Here is a 17,620-nt window from a genome sequence, read left to right on the forward strand (position 1 = left end):
AAAGAGCCTAGTGATTAATTCACTAGGCTCTTTTTGTTATAATTAGTGCTGATTGATAATCCTTATTTAATAATTGTATTATCCGAAAAATAGCGTATAATGAGTAAATCTAAGGTAATTATCAGAAAGCTAATTAGAAAGGGGTGCGGGATTATGAAGAACTTCAACCAACAACGATTTGATGAATTATTCGCGAACAATCAAAAAGTGCGGTATCGGATGTATAAATCGGGAAAACGCTGGTTAATTGCAGGCACAGCTACGCTTAGCGGAGCTGCCGCCACGATTTGGTTGGGGACTCCGGTCATAATGGCCGAAGTTACTCCGACCGTTAATCGCGAACTAACCGATAAAGATCAAGTCCTGGTTAATGAAACTTCTTTAACGATTCCGGCCCATTCAGAAACAGAATCGGAGGCTTCGTCAACTACAACGAGCTCATCCCTCCCAACTAGTTCGGTTAGTACCCAGACTGCAACGGAGACTGCTGAAAAAACGGTCGATTCGCAAAGTGCAGCAACTTCAGTAGGGGATCAGCAACCAAGCGAGTCCCAAACTTCACCAGCCCAAAGTAATCAACTGGCAGACCAACCAAGTCAGGAAGTAACCAGTCAAGTCACAGGGACAGCCACGCAGCCAAGTAGGAGTGATCAGACCGTTACTAACTCGACGAGTGAGCCAGCTCGTTCACAGTCGGAAGCACCAGCAACTAGTAATTCAGTGTCCACAACAGGTACAACTGCTGAGCAGTCGGTGAGTGATTCTGAAGTCTCAAATACTACTAATCACAGTGATTCAGAAGCGAATAGCCGGGATGGTTCATTTGATAGCAGTGCAACTTCGCAAGCTTCTGCGAGTGAGCAGAATGACGCCCAAATTGAGCACTCGTTATCTGAAAACCAATCCATGAGTCTGGTAACAGCTGATTCACTAGCTGCTTCAACCAGTGCTTCTGAACTTCATGGACAAGCATTGGCAGTTACGAACTCGTCAACTGTGGAGAACCGGAGTGATTTTCCGACTGGTCCAGCGGGGGAAAACAAGCAAGTAAATATTTTTATGGATGCAATTGATCACGCGTTAAAGCTAGTTAACTCGAGCTTGGCTGAACTGGGGATTTCGGCCAACGTTGATAACGTTTTGAGTGGTAATGATTACATCTATGACGGTAATTCCGGCTCAATTCAAATTAGAACCAGTCGGGGTTGGTTTAACATCTTTGGCAACCAGACTTCCAATCTTTACATTTGGAATCCGACTGCAAACGGGGGTGCTGGCGCTTGGGAACTGGTGGGTGCCTATACAACCACCGATTATAATCAGGACGTTACGGTTCAAATTAACCCTGCCGACTATGGGCTTAACCCGGGGGATGAAATGTATTTTCAAGCGGGCGTACAAAGTCGGGATTTAGCTAATCGAGTTGCCGATTACATTATCAGTCAATTTGGCAATAATTTGATTGACCGGGTGTTTAGACGGTCGCTCGAGGATGCGGTTAATGCTTATAATGCCGTTGTCGGCATTGCCAACAGTGAGTCTTATTCGAAAGTATTGGGCTTACCAGTGGTGCTGAATTTCCCGTCGCTGTCGGCCTCTGCTTCGGGCAGCTTGCATGATTCATTGGCAACGTCTTTATCAGAAAGTATGTCAACGAGCTGGGGATCAGAGTCGCAAAGGTTAACCCCGTCGCAGTTGGCTTCTTTGAGTGGATCGCAAGCTGATTCGATTCAGGAGAGTCTCAGTAACTTACGGAGTCTTTCGCATGCGATTGATTTCAGCATTTCCTATACATCGTTAGATATTCCAAGTTTGATGACGTCGGCATCCATTGTTAATTCAATGAGCATCCAAACGTCACGGTTACACTCCTATACCTCAAGTTTTCTTGGGGATAATCAGCTGGAAATCAGTTCATCGCTAAGTGTGAAGTATTCTGAGGAAGCCAGCACTAGTTATCAAAGTAGCTTACAAGCTGCCCAAGCGTTACAAGCCCAATTGGATTCGCAACTAACGTCGGCCAGTGATTCGCTTGACCTACAAGCCAACTCAGCCTTTTATTCAACTAGTACAGCAACGAGTCAGGCATTTCAAACTTCGGTCCAGCATTCCCAATCCACGTCGCAGTCAATCGTAGATGCAAGTGGGGCGGTTAGTGCGTATAATTCCACGAGCTATAGTGTGTCTAAATCACGGAGTGAGCACGATGTATTACCATTTTGGGTATGGGGTCGGGCTTCTGATTCAATGTCCATGTCAGATGCCTATTCAACCGAGTATTCGATTGTGAACTCGCGGAATCAGGCCCCACAGTCGAAGCGGACGTCCCAGTCGATTGCAACTTCGCTTTCGCAGTCCTTGCGGGGCAGTGCACAATTGTCAGCGTCAACTAGTCAATCTTTGATGGAATCTAGCAGTGCTTCAACTAGTACCTCGATCTCAACGCCAGCTTCGGTAGCCACCTCAATTTCACAGGTGGCTTCGACGGCTTATAATCAATCGTTGATCGCAAGTTTAGCATTGTACTACGCTTCGCTAAGCATTTCGGATAGTCGTGAAGCATCTGACGTGGCTAGTGCATCAGCACAAGCAAGTACCAATGAGATGCGCGCTTCAGCAGCGGCTTCAACTTCAAGTAGTCAATCTGCGAACCAGAGCCAGTCCCAATCCGTCTTAGCAGCAAGGGCCGGTGAATCTAGCTATGATTCGGCAGTAGCCTCTGACAGTGCTTCAACCTCGGATTGGACTAGTCAAGCGGCAGCTACCAGTGCCTCTCTGTCGGCAGCAACGTCATTAAGTAGTCAGAACCAGATGGACGCAATGAGTACGTCCGCACGACGGTCAGTGAATGCGAGCCTTTCGATGTCGTTGGCAACCAGTCAAGCGGTGCAAATGAGTACTTCTGCTTCTGCAGCGGATTCGATGAATGCACAATCGGAGAATACGGATAGTCGGGGATCAGAATCGCGAAGTTCCTCGTTAGAACAAAGCAGGATTAATTCATTTTCAACCTCAAGACGGATGAGTCAAAGCGGGGGAGCCTCAGCTTCATTTAGTTTGAGTGCGCAGCAGCAAAGTTGGCGATCGGCTAGTCGGTCAGTTTCGATTGCAAACAAGGTGCTTTCTAATTCGTTGGCAACTAGTTCGGCTCAGTCCCAATCAGCCTCGCATAGTAAGTTAGACTCACTGTCAACTTCAGCTTCGCAAAGTAACTCGCATTCGGATTCGTTAAGCACTTCTAACCGTGCTTCAGTTTCGCAATCTAATTTTGAAAGTGCTTCTACTTCCTTAAGTGACTCGATATCAAAAGAACGGTCAGAAAGCACTTCGGCATCGAAACAGAGCTCTGAGAGCGTCTCAATTTCAGAGTCCAATTCCGAAGTTGAATCGACTTCACTTTCTGAATCTGAAAGTACGTCAATTTCGCTAAGCAATTCTGGATCAAAAGCAGAATCAGAAAGTGCTTCGGAATCGAAACAGAGTTCAGAGAGCGTTTCAACTTCAGAATACAATTCAGATGTTAAATCGACTTCACTTTCTGGATTAGGAAGTACTTCAATTTCGCAAAGCAATTCTGGATCAAAAGCTGACTCAGAAAGTGCTTCAGGATCAAAACAAAGTTCTGAAAGTGCCTCAACTTCAGAATACAATTCCAAAGTTACATCAACATCACTTTCCGAATCTAGAAGTACCTCAATTTCACTAAGCAATTCCATATCAAAAGCAGACTCAGAAAGTACTTCAGCATCGAAACAAAGTTCTGAAAATGCCTCAACCTCAGAATCCAATTCTGAAGTTGAATCGACTTCACTTTCTGAATCAGGAAGTACTTCAACTTCGCTAAGTGATTCTGGATCAAAAGCAGAATCAGAAAGTGCTTCGGCATCGAGACAAGGGTCAGAGAGCACCTCTACTTCAGAATCTAACTCAGAAGCTGAATCGACTTCACTTTCCAAGTCTGGCAGTAATTCGGTATCTTTGAGCGATTCAATATCAAAAACAGATTCTGAAAGCACTTCATCATCTAAGCAAAGTTCAGAGAGCGCATCTATCTCAGAATCCAATTCAGAGGTTAAATCTGCCTCACTTTCTGAATCGGAGAGTACTTCAACTTCGCTAAGTGATTCTGTATCAAAAGCTGAATCCGAAAGTACTTCAGGATCAAAACAAAGTTCAGAGAGCGCCTCAACATCAGAATCTAATTCGGAGGTTAAGTCTGCTTCACTTTCTGAATCTGAAAGTACGTCAATTTCGCTAAGCAATTCTGTATCAAAAGCAGAATCCGAAAGTGCTTCGGAATCGAAACAGAGTTCAGAGAGCGTTTCAACTTCAGAATCTAACTCAGAAGCTGAATCGACTTCACTTTCCAAGTCTGGCAGTAATTCGGTATCGTTGAGTAATTCAGCATCAAAAGAGAGCTCAGAAAGTACTTCAGAATCGCAACAAAGTTCCGATAGTACTTCAACATCAGAATCTAATTCAGAGGTTAAATCTACTTCACTATCCGAATCTGGAAGTACTTCAATTTCGCTAAGCAATTCTGTATCAAAATCAGAATCAGAAAGTACTTCAGGATCGAAACAAAGTTCTGAGAGTACCTCAACATCAGAATCAAATTCTGAAGTTACATTAACATCACTTTCCGAATCTAGAAGTACCTCAATTTCGCTAAGCAATTCTGTATCAAAAGCAGAATCAGAAAGTACTTCGGCATCGAAACAGAGTTCCGAGAGTGCTTCGACCTCAGAATCCAATTCCGAAGTTAAGTCCACATCGCATTCTGAATCAGGAAGTACGTCAACTTCGCTAAGCGATTCAGTATCGAAAGCAGAATCAGAAAGCACTTCTAACTCCAAACAAAGTTCCGAGAGCAGTTCAACCTCAGAATCTAATTCCAAAGTTAAATCTACTTCGCTATCTGAATCAGGGAGTACGTCAACTTCGCTAAGCGATTCAGTATCAAAAGCCGAATCAGAAATTACTTCGACATCGAAACAAAGTTCTGCGAGTGCTTCAACCTCTGAATCTAATTCCGAAGTTAAATCTACTTCGCTATCTGGATCTGTTAGTACCTCAGTATCTTTGAGTGATTCAGTATCGAAAGCAGAATCAGAAAGTACTTCTGACTCCAAACAAAGTTCTGAAAGCACCTCAACATCAGAATCCAATTCCGAAGTTGAATCGACTTCACTTTCTGAATCAGGTAGTAAGTCAGCTTCGCTAAGCGATTCTGTATCAAAATCCGAATCAGAAAGTACTTTAGGATCTAAGCAAAGTTCCGAGAGTTCCTCAACCTCAGAATCCAATTCAGAGGTTAAGTCAACTTCACTATCCAAATCTGGAAGTACATCAACTTCTCTAAGTGAATTGACTTCAAAATCCGAATCAGAAAGTACATCAACTTCGAAGCAAAGTTCTGAAAGCACATCAACATCAGAATCTAATTCTGATGTTAAATCTGCTTCACTTTCCGATTCTGAAAGTACTTCGGTATCGTTGAGTAATTCAATATCAAAAGCAAATTCTGAAAGTAATTCAGCATCGAAACAAAGTTCTGAAAGCATTTCGACCTCAGAATCCAATTCCGAGGTTGAGTCTGCTTCGCTTTCCGAATTAGGTAGTACGTCAACTTCGCTGAGTGACTCGACGTCAGAAGCAGATTCCGAGAGTACCTCGAAATCGAAGCAACATTCTGAGAGCACATCAACTTCGCTTTCCGTATCGGATAGTACCTCAGCTTCACTAAGTGATTCGGTATCAAAGGCCGAATCTGAAAGTACTTCAGGATCAAAACAAGGATCCGAGAGTTTTTCAACTTCAGAATCTAATTCAGAGGTTAAATCAACATCACTTTCCGAGTCTGATAGTAATTCGGTGTCTCTGAGCGATTCAATATCAAGATCAGAATCCGAAAGTACTTCGGCATCGAAACAGGATTCAGAGAGTGCTTCGACCTCAGAATCCAATTCAGAGGTTAAGTCTGCTTCACTTTTCGAGTCTGGTAGTACATCAACTTCGTTAAGTAATTCTGCGTCAAGATCAGAATCAGAAAGTACTTCAGCTTCGAAACAGAGTTCCGAGAGCGCCTCAACATCAGAATCTAATTCGGATGTTAAATCTGCCTCATTTTCAGAATCAGAGAGTAATTCAACTTCGCTAAGTGATTCGATATCCACGGCAGATTCAGAAAGAACTTCGGAATCTAAGCAAAATTCGGAAAGCACTTCTACTTCAGAATCCAATTCGGATGTTAAGTCTACTTCACTCTCCGAATCTGAAAGCAGTTCAACTTCAGAATCTAATTCAGAGGTTAAATCAACTTCACTTTCAGAGTCTGATAGTAATTCGGTATCTCTAAGCGATTCAATATCAAAGGCAGATTCTGAAAGCACTTCAGAATCGAAACAAAGTTCTGAAAGTGCCTCAACCTTAGAATCCAATTCCAAAGTTACATCAACATCACTTTCCGAATCCGGAAGTACTTCAACTTCTCTAAGCAATTCTATATCAAAAGTAGAATCAGAAAGTACGTCAATTTCGCTAAGTGATTCGACGTCAGAAGCAGATTCCGAAAGTACCTCGGAATTGAAGCAACATTCTGAGAGAACATCAACTTCGCTTTCCATATCGGGTAGTATCTCAGTTTCACTAAGTGACTCGGTATCAAAGGCCGAATCTGAAAGTACTTCAGGATCAAAACAAAGATCTGAGAGTGTTTCAACTTCAGAGTCCAATTCCGAAGTTAAATCTATTTCACTTTCTGAATCAGATAGTACGTCAACTTCACTAAGCAATTCTGCATCAAAAGCGGACTCGGAAAGTTCATCGGCATCGAAACAAAGTTCAGAGAGCGCTTCAACATCAGAATCTAATTCGGAGGTTAAGTCTGCTTCACTTTCCAAGTCTGATAGTACTTCAACTTCATTAAGTGATTCAGTATCGAAAGCAGAATCAGAAAGTACTTCGGCATCGAAACAAGATTCTGAAAGCAGTTCAACCTCAGAATCCAATTCCGAGGTTAAGTCTGCTTCACTTTCTAAATCAGAAAGTACTTCAACTTCGCTAAATGACTCAGTATCAAAAGCAGATTCCGAAATCACCTCAGTATCTAAGCAAAGTTCTGCGAGTGCTTCAACCTCAGAATCTAATTCCGAAGTTAAGTCTACTTCGCTATCTGGGTCTGGTAGTACCTCGGTATCTTTGAGTGATTCAGTATCGAAAGCAGATTCCGAAATCACCTCAGTATCTAAGCAAAGTTCTGCGAGTGCTTCAACCTCAGAATCTAATTCCGAAGTTAAATCTACTTCGCTATCTGAATCAGGAAGTACGTCAATTTCGCTAAGTAATTCTGTATCAAAAGCCGAATCAGAAAGTAGTTCGGCATCGAAACAGGGTTCCGAGAGTGTTTCAAATTCGGAATCCAATTCCGAGGTTAAATCGACTTCACTTTCTGAATCGGGTAGTACGTCAATTTCGCTAAGCAATTCTATATCAATAGCAGAATCAGAAAGCATTTCAGCTTCGAAACAGAGTTCCGAGAGCGCCTCAATTTCAGAATCTAATTCCGAAGTTAAATCGACTTCGCTTTCCGAATCTGATAGTAATTCGGTATCTCTAAGTGATTCAATATCAAAAGCCGAATCTGAAAGTACTTCAGGATCGAAACAGAGTTCCGAGAGTACCTCAATTTCAGAGTCTAATTCAGAGATTAAATCGACTTCACTCTCCGAATCTGATAGTAATTCGGTATTTCTAAGCGATTCAATATCAAAAGCAGATTCCGAAAGTACTTCGGGATCAAAACAAAGTTCCGAGAGCGTCTCAACATCAGAATCCAATTCGGATGTTGAGTCTGCCTCATTTTCAGAATCAGAGAGTAATTCAACTTCACTAAGTGGTTCGACATCTACATCAGATTTCGAAAGTACTTCAGCGTCGAAACAAAGTTCTGAAAGCAATTCAACTTCAGAATCTAATTCCGAGGTTAAGTCTGTTTCATTTTCCGAGTCTGAAAGTACTTCGGTATCGTTGAGTAATTCAGCATCAAAAGAGAGCTCAGCAAGCACTCCAGCATCTGAACAAGGTTCGGAGAGTGCCTGGACCTCGGAATCCAATTCCGAAGTTACATCAACATCACTTTCCGAATCTGTTAGTGGGTCGATTTCGCTAAGCAATTCTGTATCTAAAGTAAATTCAGAAAGTGATTCAGAATCGGGTAGTATTTCAACATCAGAATCTAATTCCGAAGTTACATCGACTTCACTATCCGAATCTGGTAGTATATTCGGATCTCTGAGTTCTTCAATATCAAAAGCAGATTCCGAAAGTACTTCGGAATCTAAGCAACATTCTGAGAGTACCTCAACCTCAGAGTCCGATTCCGAAATTACATCGACTTCGCTTTCAGAATCGGGGAGTACGTCAACTTCGCTAAGCAACTCTACATCTACAGCAGATTCAGAGAGCACCTCAGACTCCAAACAAAGTTCTGCGAGTGCCTCGACCTCAGAATTTAATTCAGAGGTTAAGTCTGTTTCAATTTCCGAATCCGGCAGTACCTCAATATCTTTGAGTGATTCAATATCAAAAGCAGATTCCGAAAGTACTTCGGAATCTAAGCAAAGTTCCGAGAGCGCCTCAATATCAGAATCTAATTCGGAGGTTAAGTCTGCTTCACTTTCCAAGTCTGATAGTACTTCAACTTCATTAAGTAATTCTGTATCAAAATCCGAATCAGAAAGTACTTCGGCATCGAAACAAGATTCTGAAAACAGTTCAACATCAGAATCCAATTCAGAGGTTAAATCAACATCACTTTCCGAATCTGGAAGTACGTCAATTTCGTTAAGTAATTCTGTATCAATAGCAGAATCAGAAAGCATTTCAGCTTCGAAACAGAGTTCCGAGAGCGTCTCAACATCAGAATCCAATTCGGAGGTTAAGTCTGCCTCACTTTCAGAATCGGATAGTATGTCAACTTCGCTAAGTGAATCTACATCTACAGCAGATTCAGAAAGCACCTCAGAATCGAAGCAAAGTTCCGAGAGTGTTTCAACTTCTCTTTCCGAGTCCGATAGTAGTTCTGTATCTTTGAGCGATTCAGTATCGAAAGCAGAATCAGAAAGTACTTCTGACTCCAAACAAAGTTCAGAAAGCAATTCAACCTCGGAATCTAATTCCGAAGTTACATCAACATCACTTTCCGAATCTGTTAGTGGGTCAATTTCGCTAAGCAATTCTATATCTAAATTAGATTCAGAAAGTACTTCAGAATCGGGTAGTATTTCAACATCAGAGGCCAATTCGGCAGTTAAGTCTGCCTCACTTTCAGAATCAGATAGTACGTCAACTTCGCTAAATGACTCAGTATCCAAAGCGGACTCAGAAAGTACTTCATCATCTAAACAAGATTCCGAGAGCGTCTCAATTTCAGATTCTAATTCAGAGGTTGAATCGACTTCACTATCCGAATCTGAAAGTACGTCAACTTCGCTAAGCGATTCAGTATCGAAAGCAGAATCAGAAAGTACTTCAGACTCCAAACAAAGTTCTGAAAGCAGTTCAACTTCAGAATCTAATTCCGAGTTTAAATCCACTTCACTTTCTGAATCAGGTAGTACGTCAACTTCGCTAAGTGAATCGACTTCAAAATCCGAATCAGAAATTATATCAGCATCGAAGCAAAGTTCTGAGAGTGCTTCAACTTCAGAATCCAATTCCGAAGTTAAGTCAACATTGCTTTCCGAATCAGAAAGTACGTTAACTTCACTAAGTGACTCTGTATCAAAAGCAGATTCCGAAAGCACCTTGGGATCAAAACAAAGTTCGCAGAGTGCTTCAGTTTCAGAATCAAATTCGGATGTTAAGTCTGTTTCACTCTTAGAATCTGGAAGCACGTCAACTTCGTTAAGTAACTCGATGTCGAAATTCGAATCAGAAAGTACTTCTGCATCGAAACAAAGTTCCGAGAGTGTTTCAACTTCAGAATCTAGTTCAGAGGTTAAATCAACTTCATTCTCCGAATCGGTTAGTGAGTCGATTTCGCTAAGTGATTCTGTATCCACAGCAGATTCCGAAAGCACATCATCATCGGAATTCAACTCCGAAGTTACGTCTGCCTCGATTTCAGAGTCTGAAAGTATTTCAGTATCGTTAAGTGGTTCGATATCAAAAGCAGATTCCGAAAGCACATCAATTTCAGAATCCAATTCTGAGATTAGATCTGCTTCGCTTTCAAAATCGGGGAGTATTTCAAATTCGTTAAGTGACTCGGAATCGAAAGCGGATTCAGAGAGCACATCAGCTTCTTATTCGAGTTCCGAATCTAACTATTCTTCGCTTTCCGAATCTGAGAGTGCGTCAACTTCACTTTTCGAATCCGGTAATGAGTCAATTTCGCTAAGTGAATCAGCATTTAATTCAGAAGTTAAGTCTGCTTCGATTTCTCACTCTAATTCGTCAGCGGCCTCGACTTCACGGTCTGTATCGGAGAGGACGTCGTCTACAAGTAGCACCACTTCCGAGCAAACCACAGAAACGAGTACCACAACCACCTCACCAACTGCTGCAAGTGATGGTGGGTCAGTAAACCCGGTTGGAGTTAACAACGCTGGGCAACTCCGGCAGCAACCAGGAACGCCAACTGATGCCACCAGTGGACAATCCCGTCCCGGAGTTGTAAATAGCCATTACGAAGTAGCATCACAACCACAAGCAGGGGAAAATAATGATAATGGGATTTTGCAGGCCAGTGATCATCCGGTTGCCCAAACCATTACCGGTCTTGCTCATCCTGGTGGGACGGAGAACGTTGCTAGTCTGGAAAGTTCGCAGTCGACTCCAGCTACCAACGGGACCACGCAGCAACGGTCAACGAAGACTAAGCAGCCAACTGCAACTAACCAGCATCAGCAGGCAGCGCATGCGCGTAAAAGTGGCCTAAGTGAGCACGCCGTTAGCTTTGGAGCAGCGGGTGCCACGGGCTTGCTACTCCTAGCTCATCTAGGAAGACAACTTAGAAGAAAACATCGCAAACGCTAGTTCAGTTGATTAGGCAGCAAAAAAGACCTCGTGATTTTCACGGGGTCTTTTTTTAGTGGTTAGTGGTAACGCCATTGTTAAGCATCAGCTGTCGGTAAATGTCGATGAAGTTGAAGTACATTTGTTTATCGATGTACTCATTTGCACTGTGTAAGGATTGATTGCCGGGTCCAAAGATCATAAAGGGGAAGTCCGCCGCTTGATTAACTAAGAATTTGGCGGCATCTGTCGTATAGGTTCCGCCAAAGGTTGAAATCGGGTGTCCCGAAACCTGTTCTCCGACTTGCTGACCACGTTTTACCAGTTGATTTTCAGCTTGACCATCGACAGGGGGCAAGTTCATGAGTACCCGTACGTCAAATTGATACTTCGAAGCTTGGTGCTGCAACTGGTTTACAGCGCTTTGAATGGTGTCGAGGACGGCAGCATTATCAAATTCATCGATGGTGCGGGCGTTTAAAGCGACCGTTGCCGTTCCTGGAATGGAATTAACCTGGTCACCACCGCTTAACACCGTAAAATTAAATAAAAAGTCGCCAGTAGCGGGATCAGTGGCGTGGACCTGGCTCATTCGTTGGTTAATAATTGTGAGGAGCTCCAACAAGTTCTGGACGGCATTATTGCCAAGCTGCGGCATTGAACTGTGAGCCACCTTGCCCTTGGCTTCAATCTGGACATCAAGCGAGCCCTTGTGCGCATAGCAAATTTGGTAGCCAGTTGGTTCACCAATGATTAGAGCCGTGGCATCGTCCATATATCCCTGGTTGGTGAGCTGTTCGGCACCGTATTCACCGACTTCTTCACCAACCGTTAGGAGAAACCGCACGGTTCCGGGAAGGGGAGTCTGACTCTCTTTAAGGTCAATCATGGCGATTACCATGGCAGCCAGACTGCTTTTCATATCGCAAGCGCCTCGGCCATACAGTTTGCCATTCTTTTCGGTAAGGACGAATGGATCGGTATCCCAGTCGCCGCCCGCGGCAACCACGTCGGCATGGCCACTAAAAACGGTGACCGGGTTTCCCTGACCAATTTCCGCCACCAGATTGGCACGCCCAGGTGCATATTCAATTTGGTGGGTCGCGATGTCGTGCTTGGCAAACACCTGGCTGAGGTAGTCGGCGACCTCCGCTTCGTGATCGTTGACGGATTGAATGGCAACTAAGTCCGCCAGCAGTTGAATTTTTTCGGTTGGGTTCATGGTAGTCGTCCTTTCTTTTTCTACTAGGATAACCGAAACCATCGAAAAGTCAATTTAGTTGCGATTAATTAAAATCAATCTGGTTGTTAGCGGCTAAATTGGTTAGAATGGGGGTGGATAAGCGGAAGGGAGCAAGGAGAATGACAAAAAAGATTTTGGTGGTTGAAACAAACGTGGCTAATTTTGCCGGGACGAATCATCTAACTGGGTTATGGTTAGGCGAGTCAGCAGAATTTGTTGCCACGGTACAAGCCGCGGGGCTAGCAGTCGATTATGTTAGTCCTAACGGGGGTTACGTACCGTTGGATCCGCGGAGCATGAAGCCCAATTACGTTGATGACAATACGTTACGGACGTACTTAACGCATGATTATCAAACGCGAGCGTTGGCCAATACTTTAAAGACCAACCAGGTTAATCCGGATGATTATGTGGCGCTGTACTTTACCGGTGGTCACGGGGTGATGTTTGATTTTCCTAATAATCTGGAATTACAGGCACTGGTGAAAACGGTTTATGGCAATGGTGGCTACCTTTGCACGGTTTGCCACGGGATTGCCGGTCTTTTGAACGTTAAGCTAGCGGATGGTAACTACCTAATTGCCGGAAAAAAGGTTACGGGCTTTACGACCAGTGAAGAATTACTGAGCGGGAATTCAAAACGAGTGCCGTTTTTAAACGAAAAAGTAGCAACTAGTCACGGGGCCCAGTTTGTCAAGGAACGACCGTTTAAGAGTTTCGCGGTGCAGGATGGTCAGTTAATTACGGGCCAAAATCCGGCGTCACCACAGGCAGTTGCCGACCAGTTATTAACTAATCTCCAGGCGTAGTTAGAGATTAGGACGATAGAAAGGGGCCGTTCACCATCAAACAGAGTAAGCAACAACACCGCGCACTTACCAACTGGGGGCTTCGCGTGGCCACCGTGATCTGGATTCTGTTATTCCTCAGCTTTTTTACGTGGGGAATTCATCTGTATGCGGAACGCGATCAAAGTAGCGACCGGTTAGCCTTTGTTAGTTCGTTAATTGGGTTTTCCGGAATTATTTTTACGGGATTGTGGTCAGTCGCTAACTTGCGGACACAACTACGCGCAGAACGCCGTAACAGTTTCGATGCCTCGCTTGGGTTAGAAAAGTATAAGGGTTATTCCGAGATTTCTCGGGAGTTAATCACGGTGGGACGGAAGATTCCGACGCTACCACTGACACGGGAACACGAACTTGAAAGTTATAACGACGATCTCAATAAAACGTTAACTTTTAATGAGGACTATTTTAACCTCCTCGAAGTTTCCTCTGATCGGAGCCACGATGAGCAGTTGGTAACCCAGTTTCAACAGCGTCACCACACGATTTTGACGCAATGGCAACAGTTAGCAACGCAGTTACAACAAGTCGGGGACGAGCAGCCCACTGGGACCCAACACCAGACGATTACGCAACAAACCCAGCAGTTACAGCAGTCACTGGGCGATCTCTCGTTGTTTGTCATGCGCTGTGCTAACAGTCAATTAGAATAAGCTACTGCAAAGCACAACGGTAATTTTTACAAGCTAAATCCGAACATTATGTTTGGATTTAGCTTTTTTTCTACCAAATTTAATTTGACTTCCATTCAAAATGAGCTATACTAACAAAAATTACTGACAAACAGACTACGTTGAATATTGGAGTTCACATGACGACTGAAATTAAACACCTAACTAACGATTCACAAACGGTAACGGAACTACACGATTTAATTGTCAATACGTTTTGGGATACTTACCGTGGATCGAGTGCTGATGCTAACATCGCCGCTTATTTGGACCAGGAGTATTCGCCAGCGCGGATTAAGGAGCAATTAACGGAATCTAATTGTGCCTTTTACTTTATTGTGGTCGATGGTAAAATTGGTGGTTACATGAAACTTAATTTTGGGGAGGCCCAAACCGAGGATTACGATGGCAAGTCGATGGAAGTAGAAAAGCTTTACGTACTGCCAGACTTTAAACGTCAGGGACTGGGAACCCAACTGCTGGAATTTGCGGAGCAAAAAGCACGGGCTCATGCAGCTGACTACATGTGGCTGGGAGTTTGGAGTGAGAACGAAAAAGCGAAAGCCTTTTATCATGAAATTGGCTTTCGGCAAACGACGACCCACACCTTTGAATTGGGGGATGATCCGCAAACCGATTTGGTCCTCGTCAAAAAATTAAAATAAGTTGCAAGGTTAGGTGGATGAAATGGAACGACAGGCAAAATTAGCAATCCTGGAACGGTTAGTCGGGTTTAAAACAACTGGTGGCAATGAATTGGCAGCTGCGCAGTACCTCCAGTCCTTATTAGCTGAACATGGAATTACCAGTGAACTTCAGGAACTGGGAAACCACCAGGCGAATTTAATTGCCGAAATTGGAACGGGTCAGCAACCGGTGTTCACGGTGAGCGGACACTTAGACACCGTTGCGGTTGATGAAGCGGAGTGGGACACCGACCCGTTTGAGCTGGTCCAAAAGGATGGCCAGTTCTATGGCAGTGGTGTGACCGATATGAAAGGGGGCGTGGCTGCCCTAGTGATTGCCATGATTGACCTTCATGATCATCAGGTTCCCTTACAAGGGACACTACGCCTAGTGTTAACGGCCGGTGAAGAAGCCGATATGCATGGTTCACGCAAGCTCCACGCTGACGGTTCGATGCGCGATTCTTCAGCGCTACTAATTGCTGAACCGACGGGGTACCGAACCGTGTACGCTAACAAGGGGGAAGTTGATTTTGTGGTGACTTCGCTTGGGAAGGCGGCCCACAGTTCCCGCCCCAACTTTGGAATTAACGCCATTCAAAATCTAATGGACTTTTTAGAAGCCGTTAAGACGAAGATTGAGCAGACGTCCGCTGCCAACCCTGATTCGGTCTTAGGGAAAACGACCTTTACGGTTGACCTATTTCGCGGGGGGATTCAAATCAACGCGATTCCATCCAAGGCGGAAGCCCAGATCAATACTCGGATTGTACCGGAGTACGATAACGAGGCGGTAATTGCCGATTTTAAGGCGGTGTTAGCCGACTTTAATGCGCATCACGAAGGGGAAATTCAAGTCAATTTGTTGATGAACATTCCGCCGGTGGTTGCCAACCCCGATTCACGGTTGATTCACGAGATTGTCAAGATTGCCACGCCCTACATGCAGCAGATGCATTATTCGGCGGAAGAACAGCAACAAGGTGCTGAAATGCTTGCTAAGCAGGGCTTTAATCCATTTTCAACTGATCAATTGGAAGTGTTGAGTGCGGCGGGCGGAACGGATGCCTCAGAGTTGTTACGCGATGAGTTGCAGGGCGCTAACTACGCCGTGTTTGGTCCCGGTAACCCGCTCAAAATGCACCAAACAAACGAATCCGCTTCGGTGCAAATGTGGTTTGATTTCATTGAAATTTATGAGAAATTATTCGCCCAATATTTGAACTAGGTTAGAACCGATCACGAGGTAGTGGTCGGTTTTTTGTTTGTGATGGTTTAAATATGGATGGTTTACGATAACGGTAAGCTGGGATGCTGCTTGATAGTAATTATGTATTTATCAAATTATGATAAATATTAAAGTGTTAAAGGTTTTGTTAATAGCAGTTCTTAAATTTTTGCTTTATACTGAATTTAAATTGAGAGGAGGGTATTAAGATAATGACTGTAATAAGTGACTTAAAAACTGTTGTTGGGAATCATCATGTGATTACTTCGGAAGGAAAATCATTGAAATATCGGGAAGGATATCGCTCGGGTCGTGGGAATGCCTTAGCTGTAGTGAGACCAGGTTCATTGGTAGAATTATGGCGGGTATTGAAGGTTGTTCAGGATAATAGTCTGATTGTCATTATGCAAGCCGCGAATACGGGATTAACTGAAGGTTCTGTACCTAGTCAAGTAGATTATGACCGTGATGTAATTGTAATTAATGTTATGCGGATTAAGGGAATGCAATTAATTGATAATAACCACCAAGTAATTGCGTTTCCTGGTACAACTTTACACGAGCTAGAAACAAGGTTAAATAAGGTTGACCGAGAACCACATTCGGTAATTGGTTCTTCAAATATTGGAGCCACTGTAATTGGGGGAATTAATAATAATTCTGGTGGAGCCTTGATTCAACGGGGCCCAGCATATACCGAATTGTCACTATATGCGCAGATTACTAAAGACGGAAAGTTACAATTAGTTAATCATTTAGGCATCAATTTAGGTCATTCTCCAGAAGAAGTTTTAACTAATTTAGAGAAACATAATTATTCAGAGCATGAGATTACGTTCAACGATGAACGAGTTGGTCATAATCGTGATTACGAAGAGCGGGTTAGAAACGTTGCCTCAGATCAACCAACTCGATACAATGCTGATCCAAAAGAACTTTATGAAGTTTCAGGTTCAGCTGGAAAATTAGTAGCATTTGCCGTTCGTTTAGATACATATCCAAAACCCCAAAAAGAACAGGTATTTTATATCGGAACCAATGATCCAGATGTGTTGGAAAAATTAAGAAGACATATTTTAACGAAGTTTAAAAATTTGCCAATTTCTGGAGAATACATGCATCGCGAGGCCTATGATTTGGCTAAGAAATATGGTAAAGATTCTTTGATGGTAATTGATTATCTGGGAACGACACCTTTACCTTTCTTATTTAATTTTCGTGCTGCTACAGAAAGAATGTTACATCATATTCCAACTTTCAAACCTGATTTTGTGGATAGAGTGTTGCAACGTTCTAGTGCTCTATTTCCAAACCAACTCCCGAAGAGAATGGAGGATTTTAGAAGTAAGTATTATCATTATCTACAATTGAAAGTAGCCGATGCTGGAATATTTGAAGCAAAAGAATATTTAAATGAATTTGTTAAAGCTAATGAAATGGAATATTTTGAATGTACGACAAAAGAAGCAAAACTTGCTGCTATTCATCGCTATGTAGCTGCTTCTGTACCAATTAGATATCAAGAAACTCATCAAAAGGAAAAAAACGCAATTTTGCCATTGGACGTGGCTCTTCCACGAAATGAGGAGCATTGGTTTGAAACATTACCAAAATCAATTGATGACAAAATTAAATATAAGTTGTATTATGGCCATTTTTTAGATCATGTGATGCATCAGGATTATATTTTACAACCAGGGGTTGATAGTCATGAATTAAAAAAAGCCATTTTAAAGCTTTTTGATGAACGAGGAGCAATTTATCCAGCAGAACATAATGTTGGTCATTTATATCACGCACCAGCTAGTTTAGTAAAGCACTACAAAGAAAATGATCCCACGAACACTTTTAATCCTGGAATTGGATTAACATCAGTAAAGAAAAATTGGCATTGAAAATTTTTGTTATTAAATGGGATCTATAAT

The 17,620-nt window shown here is 43.0% G+C and carries 9 protein-coding genes and 1 pseudogene; 7 read left to right on the top strand and 3 right to left on the bottom strand.

All coding sequences use genetic code 11. The features are described 5' to 3' along the window. Nucleotides 1-153 precede the first annotated feature (153 nt). Nucleotides 154-273, top strand: a pseudogene (locus M3M35_RS07395) (KxYKxGKxW signal peptide domain-containing protein); the annotation flags it as partial. 2,876 nt (nt 274-3,149) lie between these two features. On the opposite strand, the gene M3M35_RS06995 reads toward M3M35_RS07395, so the two are convergent. After that, nucleotides 3,150-10,208, bottom strand: coding sequence for a hypothetical protein (locus M3M35_RS06995; protein ID WP_252749924.1), 7,059 nt, complete (start codon nt 10,206-10,208; stop codon nt 3,150-3,152). 237 nt (nt 10,209-10,445) lie between these two features. After that, nucleotides 10,446-10,607, bottom strand: a complete 162-nt coding sequence (locus M3M35_RS07000) for a hypothetical protein (RefSeq protein WP_252749925.1) — start codon at nt 10,605-10,607, stop codon at nt 10,446-10,448. A gap of 133 nt (nt 10,608-10,740) precedes the next feature. On the opposite strand from M3M35_RS07000, the gene M3M35_RS07005 reads away from it, so the two are divergent. Continuing rightward, entirely contained in the window at nt 10,741-11,040 is a 300-nt protein-coding gene (locus M3M35_RS07005; RefSeq protein ID WP_252749926.1) for a hypothetical protein, read from the top strand. A 52-nt stretch (nt 11,041-11,092) separates the two neighbouring features. On the opposite strand, the gene M3M35_RS07010 is transcribed toward M3M35_RS07005, so the two are convergent. Continuing rightward, nucleotides 11,093-12,241, bottom strand: coding sequence for an ArgE/DapE family deacylase (locus M3M35_RS07010; protein ID WP_252749927.1), 1,149 nt, complete (start codon nt 12,239-12,241; stop codon nt 11,093-11,095). A gap of 140 nt (nt 12,242-12,381) precedes the next feature. On the opposite strand from M3M35_RS07010, the gene M3M35_RS07015 reads away from it, so the two are divergent. The 5 genes from M3M35_RS07015 (at nt 12,382) to dld (ending at nt 17,590) form a co-directional block, all read left to right on the top strand. Further along, nucleotides 12,382-13,071 (top strand): type 1 glutamine amidotransferase domain-containing protein, encoded by a 690-nt coding sequence (locus tag M3M35_RS07015; protein WP_252749928.1) that lies wholly within the window; start codon nt 12,382-12,384, stop codon nt 13,069-13,071. Between the two features lie 86 nt (nt 13,072-13,157). Next, nucleotides 13,158-13,763, top strand: coding sequence for a hypothetical protein (locus tag M3M35_RS07020; protein WP_252749929.1), 606 nt, complete (start codon nt 13,158-13,160; stop codon nt 13,761-13,763). Nucleotides 13,764-13,921: 158 nt separating this feature from the next. Beyond that, nucleotides 13,922-14,446 (top strand): GNAT family N-acetyltransferase, encoded by a 525-nt coding sequence (locus tag M3M35_RS07025; RefSeq protein WP_252749930.1) that lies wholly within the window; start codon nt 13,922-13,924, stop codon nt 14,444-14,446. A gap of 22 nt (nt 14,447-14,468) precedes the next feature. After that, complete coding sequence (locus M3M35_RS07030; protein ID WP_252749931.1) at nt 14,469-15,695, top strand: ArgE/DapE family deacylase; 1,227 nt, start codon at nt 14,469-14,471, stop codon at nt 15,693-15,695. A 212-nt stretch (nt 15,696-15,907) separates the two neighbouring features. Further along, complete coding sequence (dld, locus tag M3M35_RS07035) at nt 15,908-17,590, top strand: D-lactate dehydrogenase (protein WP_252749932.1); 1,683 nt, start codon at nt 15,908-15,910, stop codon at nt 17,588-17,590. The last annotated feature ends 30 nt before the right edge of the window (nt 17,591-17,620 follow it).

Source organism: Fructilactobacillus myrtifloralis (genome assembly GCF_024029335.1).
In the GTDB taxonomy this organism is placed as follows: domain Bacteria; phylum Bacillota; class Bacilli; order Lactobacillales; family Lactobacillaceae; genus Fructilactobacillus; species Fructilactobacillus myrtifloralis.

Excerpts from the sequence above, each read along its gene's own strand:
- M3M35_RS07025 (WP_252749930.1), top strand. The coding sequence starts at position 13,922 with ATGACGACTGAAATTAAACACCTAACTAACGATTCACAAACGGTAACG.
- dld (WP_252749932.1), top strand. The coding sequence starts at position 15,908 with ATGACTGTAATAAGTGACTTAAAAACTGTTGTTGGGAATCATCATGTG.
- M3M35_RS07030 (WP_252749931.1), top strand. The coding sequence starts at position 14,469 with ATGGAACGACAGGCAAAATTAGCAATCCTGGAACGGTTAGTCGGGTTT.
- M3M35_RS07010 (WP_252749927.1), bottom strand. The coding sequence starts at position 12,241 with ATGAACCCAACCGAAAAAATTCAACTGCTGGCGGACTTAGTTGCCATT.
- M3M35_RS07015 (WP_252749928.1), top strand. The coding sequence starts at position 12,382 with ATGACAAAAAAGATTTTGGTGGTTGAAACAAACGTGGCTAATTTTGCC.